At 59.8% G+C, this 15,917-nt stretch carries 15 protein-coding genes; 5 read left to right on the top strand and 10 right to left on the bottom strand.

Features of this window, described 5'->3' with window-relative positions; all coding sequences use genetic code 11:
* Positions 1 to 16: 16 nt before the first annotated feature.
* Positions 17 to 307 (bottom strand): helix-turn-helix domain-containing protein, encoded by a 291-nt coding sequence (locus HV670_RS31270; protein ID WP_246257903.1) that lies wholly within the window; start codon positions 305 to 307, stop codon positions 17 to 19.
* Between the two features lie 561 nt (positions 308 to 868).
* On the opposite strand from HV670_RS31270, the gene hpnJ reads away from it, so the two are divergent.
* The 3 genes from hpnJ to HV670_RS24530 are packed head-to-tail and all read left to right on the top strand — an operon-like array spanning position 869 to position 4,534.
* Positions 869 to 2,290 (top strand): hopanoid biosynthesis associated radical SAM protein HpnJ, encoded by a 1,422-nt coding sequence (gene hpnJ, locus HV670_RS24540; RefSeq protein ID WP_175107600.1) that lies wholly within the window; start codon positions 869 to 871, stop codon positions 2,288 to 2,290.
* The gene (gene hpnI / locus HV670_RS24535) at positions 2,287 to 3,450 is read left to right on the top strand and encodes a bacteriohopanetetrol glucosamine biosynthesis glycosyltransferase HpnI (protein ID WP_175107599.1); all 1,164 of its coding nucleotides are present in this window, start codon (positions 2,287 to 2,289) and stop codon (positions 3,448 to 3,450) included. The genes hpnJ and hpnI overlap by 4 nt, the downstream gene beginning before the upstream one ends.
* Positions 3,451 to 3,496: 46 nt before the next feature.
* Complete coding sequence (locus tag HV670_RS24530; protein WP_175107618.1) at positions 3,497 to 4,534, top strand: lysylphosphatidylglycerol synthase domain-containing protein; 1,038 nt, start codon at positions 3,497 to 3,499, stop codon at positions 4,532 to 4,534.
* A gap of 34 nt (positions 4,535 to 4,568) precedes the next feature.
* Here the strand turns inward: HV670_RS24530 and HV670_RS24525 are convergent, their stop codons facing one another.
* Positions 4,569 to 4,745, bottom strand: coding sequence for a hypothetical protein (locus tag HV670_RS24525; RefSeq protein ID WP_175107598.1), 177 nt, complete (start codon positions 4,743 to 4,745; stop codon positions 4,569 to 4,571).
* Between the two features lie 348 nt (positions 4,746 to 5,093).
* Between HV670_RS24525 and HV670_RS24520 the strand changes: the two genes are divergently transcribed.
* A complete protein-coding gene (locus tag HV670_RS24520) occupies positions 5,094 to 5,903 on the top strand; it encodes an alpha-amylase family protein (RefSeq protein ID WP_217478512.1) in 810 nt (269 codons plus the stop codon).
* A gap of 16 nt (positions 5,904 to 5,919) precedes the next feature.
* On the opposite strand, the gene HV670_RS24515 is transcribed toward HV670_RS24520, so the two are convergent.
* The 6 genes from HV670_RS24515 to HV670_RS24490 all read right to left on the bottom strand — a co-directional run bounded on the left by HV670_RS24515 (position 5,920) and on the right by HV670_RS24490 (position 13,151).
* Positions 5,920 to 6,249, bottom strand: coding sequence for a hypothetical protein (locus HV670_RS24515; RefSeq protein WP_175107597.1), 330 nt, complete (start codon positions 6,247 to 6,249; stop codon positions 5,920 to 5,922).
* Positions 6,250 to 6,332: 83 nt separating this feature from the next.
* Entirely contained in the window at positions 6,333 to 7,976 is a 1,644-nt protein-coding gene (locus HV670_RS24510) for a DUF2334 domain-containing protein (RefSeq protein WP_175107596.1), read from the bottom strand.
* Positions 7,977 to 8,000: 24 nt separating this feature from the next.
* Positions 8,001 to 8,399 carry a hypothetical protein gene (locus HV670_RS24505; RefSeq protein WP_175107595.1) on the bottom strand — a complete coding sequence of 133 codons (399 nt, stop codon included), beginning with the start codon at positions 8,397 to 8,399 and terminating at the stop codon, positions 8,001 to 8,003.
* A gap of 36 nt (positions 8,400 to 8,435) precedes the next feature.
* Entirely contained in the window at positions 8,436 to 9,479 is a 1,044-nt protein-coding gene (locus HV670_RS24500; protein ID WP_281362459.1) for a UDP-N-acetyl glucosamine 2-epimerase, read from the bottom strand.
* 22 nt (positions 9,480 to 9,501) lie between these two features.
* Entirely contained in the window at positions 9,502 to 11,190 is a 1,689-nt protein-coding gene (locus HV670_RS24495; RefSeq protein WP_175107615.1) for a bacteriophage N4 adsorption protein A, read from the bottom strand.
* A 5-nt stretch (positions 11,191 to 11,195) separates the two neighbouring features.
* Complete coding sequence (locus HV670_RS24490; RefSeq protein WP_175107594.1) at positions 11,196 to 13,151, bottom strand: glycosyl transferase family protein; 1,956 nt, start codon at positions 13,149 to 13,151, stop codon at positions 11,196 to 11,198.
* A gap of 178 nt (positions 13,152 to 13,329) precedes the next feature.
* On the opposite strand from HV670_RS24490, the gene HV670_RS32330 reads away from it, so the two are divergent.
* Complete coding sequence (locus HV670_RS32330; protein WP_175107591.1) at positions 13,330 to 13,803, top strand: hypothetical protein; 474 nt, start codon at positions 13,330 to 13,332, stop codon at positions 13,801 to 13,803.
* 17 nt (positions 13,804 to 13,820) lie between these two features.
* On the opposite strand, the gene HV670_RS24480 is transcribed toward HV670_RS32330, so the two are convergent.
* Positions 13,821 to 14,618, bottom strand: coding sequence for a response regulator transcription factor (locus HV670_RS24480; RefSeq protein WP_175107593.1), 798 nt, complete (start codon positions 14,616 to 14,618; stop codon positions 13,821 to 13,823).
* Positions 14,619 to 14,844: 226 nt separating this feature from the next.
* Positions 14,845 to 15,033 (bottom strand): hypothetical protein, encoded by a 189-nt coding sequence (locus tag HV670_RS24475; protein WP_175107592.1) that lies wholly within the window; start codon positions 15,031 to 15,033, stop codon positions 14,845 to 14,847.
* Between the last annotated feature and the right edge of the window lie 884 nt (positions 15,034 to 15,917).

Here is a 15,917-nt window from a genome sequence, read left to right as displayed (position 1 = left end):
GATCGTGGGCGAGCGTTCAGTCGCGGGACACGTTGTCCACGATCTGGAGCCAGCGTCCCGGCGTGAGGCGGAAGGTCGTCAGAAAATGACGCGTCATGTGGCTTTGATCAGCGAAGCCCACGTTTGCTGCCTGAGAAAGTACGGGCGGTGCCGCTGGAGCCCTATGAAAACAATATTCCAGGTCCTGACTTGTTGCCTCCCCAAGTCGCCCACGCACGTTGGATTTCCGCTTGGCGGACTCTTTTCTTATCCGCTTCTTCGGCTTGATTTCGTGGCAGTCGTTCCACGCAACCAGCGGAAACATCATGGCGCCCGCCACAAAGCCACCGGCCGTCCACGACGGTTGGGTTGCTGCGCACGGCACTGCGCGCCTTTTTGATGTCAAGGAGACGCGGAGGCCGCGCAGAGTTACTCGTTCAGCACATCGTCGGCGAGGCATCTGAATTCCTCGACTCCCACACCAGAAATCACGAGATGACGAGAACCCCGGGGACTCTTCCGGATTGCGCGTCGCCAGAGACCAGCGCGGAGCATGACCCGCCCGGCTTCACGACTTTCCGTGCGGCGAGAACAACCGGCAGCGTTTACAGATCGCCGCCGGACAACCTAATCCCATGTGACGCTCAGCTAGACTAAGCAAAAAACCCCATCCTGTCGAGCCCGCAATTCGTAGTATTCTTGATCGTCCCTCTATCCCCATTGGGTTGTCCCCGAATTCCCCTGAAGGGAGAGCGGCGTTCATACCGTCTATCGCTGCGATCCACCCACCCTTGAGGGCACGAATCGAATTCCCGAACAGCGCCGATGCCCGGCGAGTCCCTGCGGGTGACTGGCTCAAGAAAGCAGACAATTTTCTATGAGAGTATCTATGAAAGCATTGTTTTTGCAGGCACCTTCGTTCGACGGCTTCGATGGTGGAGCGGGCTCGCGTTTCCAGACGAAGCGCGAGATTCGATCATTCTGGTATCCGACGTGGCTCGCCCAGCCCGCTGCGCTGATCGAGGACAGCCGCGTTCTGGATGCTCCAGCAGATGGCCTATCTCTGGAGACGTCCCTAAACATTGCTCAACAGTACGACCTGGTCATCATTCATACGAGCACACCGTCATTCCCGAGCGATGCCCAATTCGCAGAGCACTTAAAGCGACGTAGATCCACGATACTCGTCGGGATGGTCGGGGCAAGAGTCGCCGTCGATCCTCACGGCTCGCTTACCGCCTGCGATGCGATCGACTTCGTGTGCCGCGAAGAATTCGACTTCACGTGTCGCGACATCGCGCAAGGGCTTCCGTTCGAGTCGATTCTCGGTCTGAGCTATCGTCTGCCCGATGGCGGAATCACGCACAACGAAGCCCGGCCCATCCTTGAAGACATGGATCAGTTGCCATTCGTCTCGCCCGTCTATAAGCGCGATCTCAAGACAGAGAATTACTTCAGCGGCTACCTTAAGCATCCGTATGTGTCGATCTACACGGGGCGAGGCTGCAAATCAAGGTGCACCTTTTGCCTCTGGCCGCAGACGGTAGGGGGCCATCGCTATCGCACACGGTCGGTCGAGAACGTCCTCGAAGAGGTGAAATGGATCAGGGACAACATGCCCGAAATCAGGGAAATCATGTTTGACGACGATACCTTCACTGATCTAAAACCGAGAGCCGAAGAGATCGCCCGTGGTCTTGGCAAGTTAGGCGTGACGTGGTCGTGCAACGCGAAAGCGAATGTGCCTTATTCGACCCTCAAGGTGATGAAAGAGAACGGCTTGCGGCTCTTGCTGGTCGGCTACGAATCGGGCGACGACCAGATCCTCGTGAATGTCAAAAAAGGGCTGCGAACCGATATGGCACGCCGTTTCTCTGAAGATTGTCGTAAGCTCGGCATCAAGATCCACGGCACATTCATTCTTGGACTTCCGGGCGAAACGCGCGAAACGATCAAGAAGACCATCGAATATGCGAAAGAGATCAATCCGCACACGATCCAGGTGTCGCTCGCTGCGCCATATCCGGGTACGAGCCTTCATAAGCAAGCAGTCGAGAATGGGTGGCTGCAAGAAAGCAAGGTCATCAACCTCGTCAGTTCCACGGGTACTCAGACTTCAGCAATCGGCTATCCGCACCTGTCGCGCGAAGAGATCTATCACGGCGTAGAGGAATTCTATAAGCGCTTCTACTTCAGACCGACGAAGATCTGGGAAATCGTCCGCGAGATGCTGGTCAGTTGGGAGATGATGAAGCGGCGCCTGCAAGAAGGAGTAGAGTTCTTCAGGTATCTCCGGGCGCGCGAGGCATGAGCCTCGCGCACTGGCTCACGCTCGGTTGCGCGTTCGCGTGCGGAGCGGCGGCGTTCTTCGGCATCGTGTTTACGCTGCTGGCGGCCGTGCTGCTCGGCCGTTTTCTTGCACGGCCGGGCGCTGAACCTGTCGGCTTCCCGGCCCTGACCATCGTCAAGCCCTTGCACGGTGCGGAGTGGGCGCTGGCCCGCAACCTGCAAAGCTTTTGCGAGCAGGATTATCCGGGCGAGGTGCAGTTCCTGTTCGGCGTACACGATGTCGCCGACCCCGCGCTCGCCACGGTCGACGACCTGCGCCGCCGCTTTCCCGACGCGAACATCACTGTCGTCTCGGACCCGACGCTGCACGGGCCAAACCGCAAGGTCAGCAATATCCTCAACATGCTGCCGCGCGCGGAACACGATGTGCTGGTGTTCGCCGACAGCGACGTGCGTGTCGAACCGACGTATCTGCGCCGCCTGATCGGCGAATTGCAAAGGCCAGGCGTCGGCCTCGTGACGTGCGCGTATCGCGGCGACCCGGCCCCCGGTTTCTGGCCCAGGCTGTCCGCGCATTCGACGAACTACCAGTTTCTGCCGGGCGTCGTCGCAGGCCTCACGTTGTGCATGGCGCGGCCTTGCTTCGGGCAGACCATTGTGATGCGCCGCGAGACGCTCGATCTGATCGGCGGACTGGCGCAGTTCGCCGGCCATCTGGCCGAAGACCACGCGATCGGAGAAGCCGTGCGCGCCATCGGCCAGCGGGTCGCGATACCATCGTTCGCAGTCGCGCATGCTTGCGTCGAGACGACCGCCGCGCAACTCGTCGCGCACGAACTGCGCTGGAGTCGCACCATTCGACGTATCGACCCGATCGGACACTTCGGCTCGGCGCTCATGTATCCGCTGGCTTTCGCCTTGCTAGCCGTGGCGTGCTCCGCCGCCGCGGGCTGGGCGTGCTGGCTGGCGGGTGCGGCGCTGGCTGCACGCGGCTTGCTCAAGCTCCTGTCGGACCGCGCGCTGCGTCAGCCGTCCCGCAACTGGTGGATGCTGCCGCTGTGGGATATCGGCGCGTTCGCGCTGCTTGTGGCAAGTTTTCTGTCGTCGCGCGTGATCTGGCGCGGTTTCAGTTTCAAGGTGGACGGCGACGGGCTGCTATCGCCCTTAGAGGAAAAGTCATGACGCATTGTGATGGGCAGGGATAGTGATTGAACGTGGCGCGGGTGCGCTGAAACACTTCGGACGAGTAGCGGCTCTTGCGGGTCTGCTGCTTTCCTTGTGGCTGATCTGGCAGGAACATCCGGCAGTTGTGTTCGCGTCGCTGCGCGTGGCGGGCGCGGGGCTGTTGCTTGCCGGGCTTGCGCATGTGCTGTCGATGCTCGCGAATGCGCGTGGCTGGCAGACACTGATTTTCGGTCCGCAGCGGCCGTCATTTCTGCAAATGCTGCAACTGGTATGGATCCGCGAATCGGTGAACAGCTTGTTGCCCGTGGCGCGGGTTGGCGGTGAGATCGTATCGTTCCGCATGCTGCGGCGCTGGGGGGTGCGCGGGCCGGCTGCCCTCGGCAGTCTGATCGTCGATGTGCAATTGACGGTTATTAGTCAGTTGCTGTTCACGATGGTCGGAATCGGGTTCCTGTTCGCGCATGCGCAATCGGGCACGCTGCGTCTTGCGGGCCAACTGGCGTGGGGCGTGGTGGCGCTCGCGCCACCGCTGCTGCTGTTCGCGATCGTGCAGCATGCAAGTCCGTTCGAGCGGCTCACGCGTGCTCTCAACCATCTGACGAGTGGCAAGCTGGGGACGCTCGTCGGCGAATCGGCGAATGTCGACGAAAGCATCAAACAGGTGTGGCGCAAGCACGGTGTCGTGCTGCGTTATCTGTTCGTGTGGCAGCCGTTGCAGTGCGTGGCGACGTCGTTCGAAATCTGGCTCGCGCTGTATTTCCTCGGCTCGCCTGTCAGTCTGGTGGAAGCAGTCGTGATCGAGTCGCTGATCCAGGCAATCAGCAGCGCGGCGTTCTTCGTGCCGGGCGGCCTGGGTGTGCAGGAGGGTGGTTTCATCGTGATCGGCGGCGCGCTCGGTATCGATCCCGCAACCTGTCTTGCGCTGGCCGGCGCGCGGCGCATTCGCGATCTACTGATGTTCGTGCCTGGACTGCTTGCGTGGCAGTTCGCGGAGTCGTCACGTGGCGCTCCGCCGGTTCGGCAGGCCGGGGCGGCGGGTGAACAGGTGCGGGTGGAGAGCGCTATCCGGCGCGAGCCCTAGCGCCAGCAGGAAACGAGCGGGCTGCGGCCTCGGCTTATCGATCGTCGCCCGGATCGTGTCGCACTTCGCGGCCGTACTTGATCGAATTGTCGATCAGGTTATCGAGCAGAATGCGCAAGCAGTCGACGCTCTTTGTGCCAACGAGTGCCGGCGCCAGATTCGAAAGGCACATCGTCATCTGTTCGCGCTTCACTTGCTTCTTGAGTACCACGTTGCATTCCCGCCAACGCCATAAAGCAGGACCACGTTTTTTGCCAGATCGACACGAATAGTTGTAGGCTTGATTTTTGGGCGCTCCCGTCTGTGAAGTTGATACGCAACTCCACTTTGGCACGGTGATAACGTTTCGGGTTGAGGCGACCATCCCCTTGCTTACGATAGATGGACTATCCTGGCGCCAATAATGAATTCACGTAAAATATGCAGGAGCCCGTCCCTTCACGCGAACTACCCCGCAAAGTCAGCGCCGGACGGGGCAGTACAGCCGCCGGCAGCAAGCAGGCCGCTTACGCGCTTCGTGACTCTGGCGGTGGTCATTAGCGTGGCCACGGCGTTGCTAATGACCGGCTGCAGCCTGAGCACACATGACCTGCACGTGGACGGCATCGCGTGGCAACCCGACGATGCCACCGCCAACCCATCAGGCAACTGGGACGTGCTAGGCGCACAGGATCTGCTGATTCAGTGGATCGCTGTCGACGATACCGCCTTCATTTCCAACGCGGGTTTGCCGCCCGTTCCGCACCTTCCTGACCTCGCGCGCATCGGCCGCGAGCCCTGGGCGAAGAACGTGATCCTCGGGCTCGCGGGCTACCAAGACGAAAAGCGGGCACGCGCCAATGTCGCGAAACTGGTCGAGCAGTCGCTGATGATTTCGCGTATCCCCGTGCCGTTGCACGTGGTCGGCTATTATTTCCCGGTCGAGGCCGATCCGAGTTGGACCGATGCGCCCAAACTCGCGGCAAGTCTGCAAGACCTGCCCCGCCCGCTATGGATTACGGTCTACGACCAGAGCAATATCGGCGGGAAAACGCTCGCGGACTGGCTCGCGACCTGGCTTCCGGCAGACGTTGGAATCTTTTTCCAGGACGGGGTCGGCGTCTACGCGCGCGAACCACGCCTGGCCCGAACTTACCTTAATGCACTCGCCGAGCGCTTCGGCAAGGATCGGGTGCGCGTGATCGCCGAGGCGTTCCGGCCGGCAGGTCCAGGCAAGTTCCGCTCGGCCACGCCGGAAGAAATGAGGCCGCAGTTAAAGGCGTATCGTGGCTACTCCGTCTACCTCTTCGATGGGCCCCACTATGTCTCCGAGACGCTCATCAAGGGACTTGCGCCGAACGCCGCCGCAAAGAGGGCGTCGAAGGGCTAATTGCTTGCAGTTCGCTTCAAGGGTCTCGCTTGACGGCATCGTTCGGCCCGCGAACGACAACCCAGGTTCCCCCCTGCCACTTTCGCCATACGTGGTCCGCGCCCCGCTCGTAGACGTTACCGTCAGCATCGGTAAGACGATCGGCCGACGATGCGTCGCCGGAGGGCACCGCGATCGCATCCGAGGGCACGGTATTGATGACGGTTTCGTCTTGCGTGTGGCCCGACCCGGCCGGGACCTCACCCAAAGCGGTAGCACTCGGCGACGCCGCCGGATCCGAAGACCCGCCGCCGCACGCGGTCAGCAGGACCGGCACGGCGATCTGAATAAAAAGGCGACTCGTCATGATTAACTGTTCAAACGTTCACAAATAGGTGAGACGCGTCCACCGCGACATGCGAGACGCGTCTCGCATGTCGCCTACGGCTTCTATTGCGCGGCACTCGCATCGACAAACGTGAAGCCCAAACCGGTGATGCCTGTCATGATGGTTTGGAAATCAGCGAAACCAGGCGTATGGAGATCGCTTTCGAGCCAGAACGGATGGAAAAAGAATGAGGCAAATCCGTCTCGCACGGTTAGCGCATACTGCGCGTTGGTCAGAATATCTTGCGCCGTGTAGGAGAGACACGAGAACGGATCGATGGAACAAATGTTGTATTCGACATTGCCCAGATTCTCCGGTATCACCATCTGCCCGTAGTAGTCAGTTTTGATGATGTACGGGAAGAATTGACCTACTGAAAAGTCCTTGTTTGCCCCGGTCGTGTTCAGGTTCGGAGTATCAGACGTGTAATAGACCGCGCGTTGGTACGTCTTCTTGAAGAGCGGCGGCACGGCTTTAATCGAGAGCGGCGACGACTGATAGTGCGGCGCTTCCCACGCAAACGGCGTGTAGCCATTCGAACTCAACTCCAGCAATCCCGCGGACAACCTACCTGACGCCCACTGCGTGGAGTCCTCATTGACCGGCCTGTTACCCGGCGCGTACCAGAACTCATAGTCGTTAGCGGACACGGCATTTTCGCTGTCCGGTATGTTTGAGTACTGGTGCGTATAGCCATGCATGACGATCTTTCCGCCGCGAGTGAGCGCGTAGTTGAGTGCCTGCTTGAGACCGGTCGCCTGTGTCAGACGGATGGTTTGCGAGACACCGCCGTTATACGCACCGAGTGGGTCGGTATAGAGTGGAATGGTCGCGATGGAAAACGGCGTTCTCTTCGAGAACAGATAGTCCGTCAGCGTCTTCATCGACGAGACGGTCGTGGTCGCGTTGACATCCTCGAGCCGCACCAACGCCCGGTGTTGTATCGGCGCATTGGTCTGCAGAATGTCATGCAGCATGTCGCAAATCACCAGGTATCGATCGCGCGGTCCGATAAAAGAGAACGGGATGTCCGCGAAGTACCAGAAATTGCCGGCGCGAATGACATAAGGAGCCACTTCGCTGGTTTTGCTGTCCTTGATTGTCACCAACGTCGTGGCCTTGGTCGGATCAGAGATTGCTGTCACGCCAATGTCCGGATCAGCGGTCACCGTGCCCGACGGTGCATCGAACGCGTAGTACTTGAGCATGTTCATGGTCTTGTACGAGACGGTATCGAAGAAATCCGGGGATGGATTGCTGGAACTCGGCGTCGTGCTCAAGCCGCGCAGACCACTGAACGAAATGCCGGTCCTCGGGGTGAAGTTGTAAGTCGTGTTCCATGCGAGAGACCATATGTTGTACTTGAACCAGACGACCGTTTTGGTGCTCGCTGAGACGTCGGCGAGAAATGCAGCCGGGATCGGATTGTCGTAGTAGCTGCCCATATAGAACGTGGCCGTGTAGGGGGTCATCGTCCCGGCGGTGTAGGTGTTCACCGGCTTCAGGTCGATCGTGGCGTTGAAGTGGCCCAGCAAGTTGCGCAACATGATCGCGTAAGCGAAACCGAGCTTCGAATAGGGGTCATTCGCGGGCGCGTCGTAGAGGACGAGAACCTTAGCGGTGGTGGCCTGAGCGTGAACCGTTTTGGGCACGCTCCCCAGCAGAATCGCCGCGATCAGGGTGAAGGCAAACAAAAGTTGTTTCATGGCGGTACTCCGATTCAGCTGGTGTCAGTTGCGGAAAAAGGTGCCATCGGGGCGTTGAGATGCACGCAGGTTCAGGTTCTTGGGCTGGCCGTGGCCGGGCTCGCCCTCGGCCTTGGCTTGATCCGGCAGACCGGGTGAAATGTTCGTGGCGACGGGCGGCCGGTCGGGCGGCGTGACCTTGCCGCCCTTGGGCGGCTTGGGAATCCGGCGGCCGTATATACCCAAGTTCGGGGTGACCGCGAGGCCACCTTGTCGCAGACTGGCTGCTGGTGCAACGCTGCTCGGCAGTTGCGGATCGGCCGCCTCGGCAATGCCACAGGTCAGGCTCACGGTCAGCGCCGCGCCGGCCAGGATGAGTAGTGATTTCATGATGCTGTTCTCCTTGTCCGCCACTTGGGGCTGCTTGCCATCGGTTGTCACCATCCGGCATTGCCACGTGAGCGGGCGTCGATTGAAAGATCAGGCTGAACGAAGGTCGGTGTCTCCTATGTCATCGACCGTGACGACGGAAGGCGTCGGGGACGGAATGGTTGCTTCCACGCCCACAAACTCGGGCACGATGATGTCCTCGGCCGCCGCCCTCGACGGCTCATGGGCTTCGACCGGAAACTGGCGGAGCAACAATCGGCGTAGTGGACGGGGCAGCGTACTGGCCCGCGATTGGTGCGACACGCGACAGCCCGGTGGCGAGGACATCGATTTCCTGCGCAGCGCAGAGATGATCCTTTCGCACGCGTGACCGTCGCTGTACGGGTTCGTTGAAAACGCCATCCGCTCATAGGCATATTCATCGTCGAGCAGTTCAGACGCCGCGCTGACGATTCTGCCGATATCGGTGCCGACCAGCCGCGCCGTACCCGCCGCGACGGCCTCGGGCCGCTCCGTGGTTTCGCGCGTGACCAGAACCGGCTTGCCAAGCGCGGGAGCCTCCTCCTGAACCCCGCCTGAATCGGTGATCACAAGATAGGCGCGGGACATCAAAAATATGAACGGTAAGTATTCCTGAGTAGTTGTCAGAAAAAAATTCGGCAAATCTGACAGAATACGTTCGGCAGGCTCGAGAAGCGCGTCGATCACACTGTTTCCGGCGAGCACGATGCGATCCGCCGAAGCGCCTTCATTGAGGAGGTTCTGGCGCGCCTGCTCGGTCGGCGCGAAGTGCCAGGCGGAGACGGCATCGGTGAGACGCCGGTTCAGCTCTTCGTGCCAGGGCGACCAGGTGTCCCCGGTACGCAACCCCGCCTCCACGTGCCCAACGGCGAGGTGCCGGTAGAACGCTGCGAGACTTGCCGCGAGCGTCGTGGTCGTATCACCGTGCACGAGCCCGACATCGGGTTGCGCCGTGTCGTAGATTTTGCCGACACCGTTGAGGATTCTGGACGTGATGTCAGTCAGCGTCTGTTGACTACGCATCAGGTCGAGATCGTATTCGGGCACGATATCGAAAAGATCAAGAACCTCGGGTCGCGTTCCGAATACGGCTAGTACTTTTTTCATCGTCATCCTCCTCCTCGAGAGGTGGCTGTCAAAACCACAAGATCGCGCGCACCACCAGGCCGCGCGCGCGTTCCGCTGAGGTCAGCGGGAAACGGTATTGCATCGTCACGTCAAGCCAGCTGGCAGGCGCGCGATAGCGCGATTCCCGGAACCAGTAACGAAGCTGGATGCCCGGCCCGACGCCAAGGGCAGTCTGATGGACCGCTTTGTTGTCGTGATCGCCCGCGACCACGAGGTGGGGATAGACCGTAAGCCAGTCGCTGATCTTGGCCAGTAACCAGGTGTGTCCGTAGCGCAGTTCTGAATAGATGATGTAGCGCCCTTCTTGAACGAAATAAGCGCCCTCGGCATAGGCCTGCCAACTGCGCCAACTCGGTTCAGTGATAAGCAGGTCCGTGCCGGCTTCCGATGAATAGCCGAGCCGCAACAGCCAGTCATTTATCGCAAGGTTGCCGATTTTCACGAGCCGTTCGCCGGTGAGCACAATGTTCTGATCGGCGATCGGCTTATAGCGCGCACCTACTGATCCCTGCAGCGTGGGCCCTCCGGTCACGCCGCCCGAGCCGTCATACGCCGTGCCGTAGCCGCGCACGAAGAGTTGAAAGATGCGGCCGTCTTGATAGCCGATCTTGGGCGGTTGCCAGTAAGCTTCGATGCCTGGTTGCAGCACGTCGACCGTGCCTGCCGCCCCGAACGGGTAGTTTTGGTACGGCACACTGAGGATGAAGCCCCAGGTGCGTTCGAGTTGCTCGACCTCGCGCTTGTAGCCGAACCGGCGCTGCGCATCGAAGATCTGCTCCGTGTCATCCGCATCGATGCTTTGCTTGAAAAGGGCGATCGAACGCGGGTTGTCGCCGGTCCGTTTAGCTGCATACGCCGCATCGGCGTAATTGCTCGCATTGCCGGCGCCCGCATCAAAGCCGCGCTGGAACATGTCGAGCGCCTCGCTGTCGTTGTGTTCGCGCAGCAAATCATAAGCCTGTTGCAGCGTCTTCCGAGCTGCATCGTCGTGCTCCAGCTTCGCTTGCGAGTGTGCCTGATCGATCAGCGCCTGTGCATAGCTTCGGTCCTGTTCGGTCGATGCATGGCTCAGTGCGAGTTCAGCAGCGTGCAGGGAGCCCTCGCGATCGCCTTCAATGAGCCGGGTCTGCGAGACGCGTAATTGCACGGCGGGGTCGGACTCGTTCTCAAGCGGCCGCAGCGCCTCGGTCGCCTGATCCGGCCGGTGCGCGGCGAGCGCGGCATCGGCCCACGCGAGCCGCAAGCTTCGCTGCTGCTCAGCTGTCCACTGTCCCTGGCCTTTCTCCAGCGCCGCAGAAAGATAGCGCCACGCCATCTCGTTGCGTTCCTGGCGCTGTGCGAGAAAGCCGCTTTGTGCGAGTACTTGGGGGCTGTCGGGAAACTGTTTCAGCAACTTTGCGGCGAGCGTATCTGCGTCCGCGGTTTTGCCTTCCCGTACATAGACGTCGAGTAAGAGGAGGCCGAGCTGTTGGCTGTCTGGCTGCGCCGCCAATGCGCGCGCCGCGTAGCTTTCCGCACTCGGCAAGTTTCCCATGCTGAGTGCCTTGTACGCGGCGTCGGCGAGACGGTAAGCGTCGGGCGTGAGCTTCTCGGCCGGCTGCGCCATCACGTTGAGACAGACAAGCGACAACAGCGCCGCAAGTGCTACCACGGTAACAAGGTCTGGCCGCCGTCTGCCCATCTTTGCAGCGCGCATTGGTTTCATGCCGGCTCTCCACCCTGTTCCGTCGATCCGGCCGGCTGAGATGCGGCCAGCGTGCGCGCCTGTTCCAACTCTACAAATCGTTCATGGCGCTTGAGCTCCACGTCAAGTTCCGCATCGCAAGCAATGAAGTACGCCACGTTAGTGCCCGCACCGCGCCGCACGATGCCCTGCTCGTCCTCGTTCAGAGGACTGCCGACGGCTACATTGAGGGTGCCGTCTTCCCCAGTCGAAAAGGGCACAACGCGATAGGAGTGCTGCAACTCGAACGCCAGCGAATCCGCGAAATGACCGACCGCGACATTGGTGAGGCTCACCCGCGGCAGGTCAGACTGCTCGGCGAGGGCGTCGGCAAGCGTGTCGCTGCTGATCAGGTCGCGCTCGATCAGCAATTCACCTATGTGCCTGCCACAAGTGGCCTGCAGGTCCAGCGCTGCTTCAAGTTGTTCCCTGCTGAGCACGCCCCACGCCAGCAGGATCTCGCCGAGCCGTCGGCGCACCTTGCCCATCGCCTCGTTGGAGAGGAAGGTGTGACTGGTCTTGTCCCACGCGATCGGACTGTTCGTCGCGAGATGCGTGACATAAATCTTCCACGCGCGGCAGACGGCGAAGAAATTGATGAAGTTGTTGACGAAGATGCGCGGGATTGAAAGCAACCCCTGCAAGCGGCCGTTGAGCTTGGCGACGAAGTAGTAGCGCTGACTGACCCGCAGCACCAACAATGCGGCGTTGGTCGCCAGAAGCGGATAAAGCCATTCGCCCGCGACCAGCAAATGGGTGTCGATACGGATTATGTAGCCGGCTCTGTTGAGCACTCCGAGCGCCACGAAATTACCCAGCACACCGTACGCGACGACCGAGAACACTGACGTCACCATGCCCTTCCGATCGCGAAAGAAGATGTATCGGGTGAGCAAATTGCCGCTCCATCCAAGTTGTTCCCAGCCCTGGAACGCGATGCCAAGGATCCAGCGTGCGCGCTGCCGGTACGCGGTCCTGAACGTACTCGGAAAGTATTCGCGGGTCGCCAGTAGCCTATGTGCGGCGTGGCGCCGGCCGCCACGAACCGGGGGCAAATCGCACGACTCGTCCGAGATGGGGAAACGCGCGAAGGTCTCCGTCAGTCCGAGATCATGCAAACGGAAACTGAAGTCATAGTCCTCGGTCAGCGAGTCAGTGTTGAATGGGCGGCCGTTGCGGACGGCCATCGCCTTTTCGATCGCATCGCGTCCGTAGCACGACGCCACGCCCGCCCCGGGTACAACGCCGGTCAGGCGCTCTCGCGTCGGCATGTCTTTCTGGTGCGTCTCGCTGAAGTCGTCCATATAGGTGCCGGCAACGAACTCATACCACTTCCGTGGCAACGACAGAACAGGCAACTGCACCAGATCATGTTCGGTCACTGCATGGTTAAAATATTTCAATTCGATCGGATGAATGACGTCTTCGCAGTCGTGCATCACGACGCCCGCAAACTTGATCCGATGCGTCTCTTCATAACGAAGAATGGCTCCGACGGTCCAGTTCAGGCAGTCCGCCTTGCATGTGGGTCCTTCGTTGAGCACGGTCGCGCGGGTGACACGACGCGGATGGCGACGCACCATGCGCTCGACTTCGGCGGTGGTCTCGGGATCGTTGTGATAAGTGCCTATGAAGATCACATAGCGTTCGTATTCGAGTGTGGCGAGCGTGTTCTCGACCATCTTGGCGATCACGTCGTATTCCTTCCATGCCGGCACCATGATTGCCAGGTGACGCTCTTCGAGCTCTCGCAACATGGCAACGTCGATGCTCGCATGCTTCTCGCCGCGCAGCAGTCGGCCGATCTCGAAAAACCAGTAGTAGCCGTCAAGCAGAAGATCGTCGATTGTGCTTATGAATATGACCATTGCTGTCACGAGCGCGACCCAGTTCAAGCCGATCAGATACGTCGCCCATATTGAACTGGTCTGCATGGCCGTTTTTCTTTTCAGAGCAATATTCGGCTATTCGGCGCGTTCCAGATATAAGCCGCAATAGAGCATTTGATCCATTGTCCCGATGTGGAATCGAGGGTGCGGTGTGCGAACGGGACGTGGCCCCGACCTTGATCGAGGGTTTACGCCGGCTCGAATTTGGAAGGAGCTAATCGCGTTGCTTCAAAACGGCATCATCGAAACCTATGAACCGCTGCGCACGATGTCTATCGGTAAAGGCTACGAGTTCGTCAGTCAGACCGACACCGAAATCGGAGGGATCGCGACGGGAAACACGCCGGTCGCGTCGGCTACCGGCCCAGGTCGAGATCGCAAGCGAGTATCGATACCGGCACCGGCGGAGAGTTCGCGGACATTGGTTGCCACTTCCAGTCGGGCGGAACATACGCTCGCCGCGCTCAAACATGCGCAAGCGACAGGACATGACCACACGCTCGCGATTTGCAACGTCGCCAATAGCGATGATGCGTGCGACCAAATGGTCATTCTTGACGAAGGCTGTAAGAGAGACCCACTACCGGTTGGCGGCGATTTTAGTCCGCGTCAGCTGCTCGCCTGTCACGCAGCCTGCATACGAGGCACGGACGCGGACAACCCGCGCAATCTCGCGAAGTCAGTGACGGTCGACTGACCATGTCGGCCTACCTGCTAGATCGAGCGACCGAGACCGCGCATCCTGCCAGCCGCAGCTGCTCCGTAAGGCTCCAGCGATTGCAACCACGGCAGCATCGCGCCAAGCCGCGCGGCGAGCTCGGCGTTGTTTCGAACACCCATGCGTTCATGCACCGACACGATTTGCTTTCGCACCGTGCCGGGAGCGACACCGAGTGCTCGCGCGATCTCCTTGTAGGTGAGTCCCGCCGCAATATGGCGCGCCACCTGCAACTCACGAATGCTGAGCGAGTCGACGGCGAGCTTCGGCCGCGCACGCACATAGGCGGTCGCGCCTTCGCGCGCGAACTGGAACACGTGCGCCTTACCCTGGAAGAACGAAAGCCCCGCGCCAAGCGAAAGCAGCAATGGGATCGGCAAGACCGCACCCTGAACATGCGGCCATTCCTGGGCGAGGCTACGCATGAACCCTGACTCGCCGAAAAGCACTGTGCCGTCGTATGTGGCGATGGCGCCAGCCGACTGGTTGTCGCCAAGACGTTGTTGATGTCGCTGCAACGCGCCGCACAAATTGATCGACCATGCCTCGCTAATGTGTTTATGCAGCAACTCAGTAACCTTTTTCTCCTCTTCCGAAAACTGTCGGTCGTGGGTATCGCGATAAATCGAGAGCGCGAGAACGAGTGGATGCACGGCCTGCGCTGGTCGCGCCGCGTTGTCAGACACGCTCCCAAAATTGGCCGGCAATTGCCACGCGCCGAGCGTTTCCGGCGTATGAACAAAACTCTCCGTATAGATGACCGAACAGCTTCGCGTGGCTTTTTTTATCGCCACTGCATCGCACGCGGATCCGTCCCGGTCGGCGTGCTCCGTTACAACGTTGCCGTTATCGCTCCTTCCCGCCACGTCCGGTTGGCTGCAGAGTTGCGAGGTCAACCTGCCAAGCGTCCGAATAACCAGCCCATCCGCGGCGGACAGGCCCACTCGCCATGTCGCGCGTTCGAATTGTACGCAGCTGAATAAGATCCGAAATGCTTGCGCCTGGAATTCGCCTTGGCCACTATTTCTTGCCAACCGGTAAATAGACAATATTGAGTCGTTGACTGGTCTCATCTTCCAGCTCCAGTAGCGCTGTTCCTTCCGTTGTGCGGCCTAGCTCAAAGCGCTCAAACACGTAGCCGGTCAGGCCGAGAGGATCATAGGGCCAAGCAGATAGAGGTATGGCAAGCGGAACGTTGTCATATGCCATCGTACGGGTGCTGGCGAGGCATTGTCCAATCTGTCGTCCTTCACATTCAACGGACTTCGGTGGGGCGCGGCGGCGCCGCTCTCGCCTGCAAGGAGGAGATCCGAAGCGACCGCGCCACATGCCGTCGGCGCGCCGTCACATCACGGCGAGTACATAGCAGAATACCCGCGTTTCTCATTATGATCCTCACACTATTGGATAGCTGACGGAGGTCTGATTTGCAAGCAGGAAATGAAAGGAAGCGACTGCGATCCTCTATAGTCCCCATGATGACCACGACTACCCAACCTGCTAGGTGTTTCTAACTACCCGCCGTGCTGCCGAGCGTGATTTCGTCAAGATATCCATGAAGACAACCCCGAAATCTCTCGCCAACGTATCGTGTCCCTAACCGATAAGATATATGAATCGCTTCGATCAGCATTGTCTATCTTGCGCCGTGAACTCTTAAGAGTTTCCTTAAAAAACTGATCCAGGGAACGGGCTGAAAACGCGTTCTGAGGGCAGCCGATCAGCATAGATTATCACCGCAAATTGCATGTCCTCTCGCCGCGGGTGAGTTCGCACGCGCGTAGCGAGCGGTCTTCTCAGAATGCTCGGGGCGTGAGGCTGTTCCGCTATAGGATCGTGAAAATCGGTCGTTCGCCACCGGCCTTTGTCGGGGCAATCGATTGAACAGCCTGTCCATCCGGATCGTTCCAGTCTCAGGCCTTGACCACGAGGTGAGGGCACTTTTTACCTACCCATCTACAGCGTCAGCCAAGTTACTTCATATCACTGGCGAATGCAGAAGATGCGGATGCTCGAGCATCTCGGCGATTACGCGCAGCGCCCGCTCGCATTCGATCCGATTCTTCGAACCTCCCAGACATACACGCAGCGCG

Origin of the sequence: Pararobbsia alpina, assembly GCF_902859895.1 — a bacterium.
GTDB lineage: Bacteria > Pseudomonadota > Gammaproteobacteria > Burkholderiales > Burkholderiaceae > Pararobbsia > Pararobbsia alpina.
The sequence above is the reverse complement of the archived record's forward strand: the minus strand, read 5'-3'. Positions and strand labels throughout refer to the sequence as shown.